We start from the raw sequence: 2,034 nt of genomic DNA, 5'->3' as shown, positions 1-2,034 counted from the left end.
GAGCAATACATATATACAAGATAATGACCGACAGCATACCAAACCATACATGTACGTTATCACTCTCTATGATCGCTGACGGCGCCAACACCACTAGCAAAATACAAATAAACAGTGAGCTATGCACAATAAACGCCGCACTCACACCCCTAATTAGCAATCGAGGTCTATTGTTATTCTCAGGATAAAAAGCTCGTTCAACGACCGCGATAAGATTTCCAAGGCCAACGATCGGATGATATTTTTTTGGCTCACCAAGTATCGAATCGAATACAAAAGCCAACAAGACACACATTGAAGCGTAAACCGGATTAGTAAAAATCGGGAAAAACGAAAGCTCAGCGAATGCGCTCAAGGTTGGCGAAAGCAGATCTGGTGATAAAAGATACATAACCAGCTCACTTCACTGAAAGGGGTAAACCGGCGACGACTAAACTCACATGATCACAGATAGTCGCTAGGGATTGATGCAAGCGTCCAGCTTCATCACAAAAATCACGGGTAAGTTTATCCATACCAATGAGTCCCATATTGGTTTCATTAGACACCAAAATACAAGGTGTATCTGTCGTCTCTAGTTGCCCCTTAAACACAGAAATAAACGAATCTTTATGGTCAACAACCTCAGGTTTTACAAGCAAATTGGTCAACCATAGTGTTAGGCAATCAATCACGATAACACCTACGCTCGGGTCTGCATCTAAATCTCTTAAAGCTTTAGCAAGATCGACAGGCTCTTCGATCACCACCCAATTATCCGGTCTCTGGATTTGATGCTTGCTAATACGCTGAGTCATTTCTTCGTCAAGAGCTTGTGCGGTTGCGACTAATGCAACGTTAAATTTAGTTTTGCTAGCTACATCTGCAGCAAGAGTCTCTGCATATCGACTTTTTCCAGACTTAACACCCCCAAGGACTAGATGCTTCATTCATCTAACTCCAAGAAACTGAGCACATTCTCCATATCGATGCTTTCATCAAATGCAACAGCCAAACGCTCAATTGAAGCTTCACGAACAGCTTGATAGTCAAGTTGTTCTTTAACTTTAAAGCCCGCCCAATTAAGCACAGAAGTAAGCGCATCAGGTGTATCTAAAAGACCATGCCAGTATGTCCCCGCAATATTTGAATCAAGGCTCACAGCGCCGTCTGAATTACCATTCTCATAGTGAATAAACGGCCTATCTAATGATTCACCATGCGTACGACCAGCATGTATCTCATAACCTTGGACGGCAACACCATCTGAGGCAAACTGCCCTCTTACCCGAACAAGCGCTTTTTCTTTTGTAAGCATTGTATGATGTTCCAAGAACCCAAAGCCCTGAGATAAACCTGGATCGCCTTCAATACCATCAGGATCATCAATGCTTTGGCCCAGCATTTGATAACCGCCGCAGATGCCGAGTACTTTCCCACCGTATCGAAGATGTTTATTTATTGCATCTTCCCATCCTTGCTCACGCAAAAAGGCTAGATCAGCGCGAACCGACTTAGAACCAGGAAGGATAATTAAATCTGCAGGAGGGATGTCTCCATTCGGAGGAACATAAGTAAAGTTTATTTCTGGATGTAAACGCAAAGCCTCGAAATCTGTGTGATTACTAATGCGCGGAAGCACTGGCACTACAACACGAAACTCACCGTCTTGCTTCAAGTTGTCATCTGGCAACGCATCTTCTGCATCAATATTCAAACCATGAAGATAAGGCAAAACACCCAATACAGGTTTGCCAGTGCGCTGTTCTAACCATTCGAGTCCATTCTCTAAGAGTTTTATATCGCCCCGAAATCGATTAATCACAAAACCCACAACGCGATTTTGCTCACTTTCGCTAAGAAGATCTAAAGTCCCCACTAATTGCGCGAACACACCTCCTTTATCGATGTCAGCGACAATAATGACAGGGCAATCAGCCGCTTCAGCAAAGCCCATGTTAGCGATATCTCGATCGCGAAGATTTATCTCGGCCGGGGAGCCTGCACCTTCCACAATGACACACTGATATTGCTCTTCGAGCCGCTGATGAGATT

The 2,034-nt window shown here is 43.8% G+C and carries 3 protein-coding genes; all 3 read right to left on the bottom strand.

Translation table 11 applies throughout. From position 1 onward, the window contains the following. Positions 1-391: cobalamin biosynthesis protein (locus A3739_RS15090; RefSeq protein ID WP_197472349.1), on the bottom strand; the 391-nt coding region annotated here is incomplete at its 3' end. A gap of 7 nt (positions 392-398) precedes the next feature. After that, the gene (gene cobU, locus A3739_RS15085; RefSeq protein WP_068481558.1) at positions 399-929 is read right to left on the bottom strand and encodes a bifunctional adenosylcobinamide kinase/adenosylcobinamide-phosphate guanylyltransferase; all 531 of its coding nucleotides are present in this window, start codon (positions 927-929) and stop codon (positions 399-401) included. After that, the coding region (locus A3739_RS15080) for a cobyric acid synthase (protein ID WP_068501945.1) at positions 926-2,034 on the bottom strand (1,109 nt) is incomplete at its 5' end. The genes A3739_RS15080 and cobU, both read right to left, overlap by 4 nt.

Source organism: Oleiphilus sp. HI0067, assembly GCF_001635735.1.
Note: the sequence above shows the minus strand (reverse complement) of the source record. Positions and strands in the feature narration are given on the sequence as shown.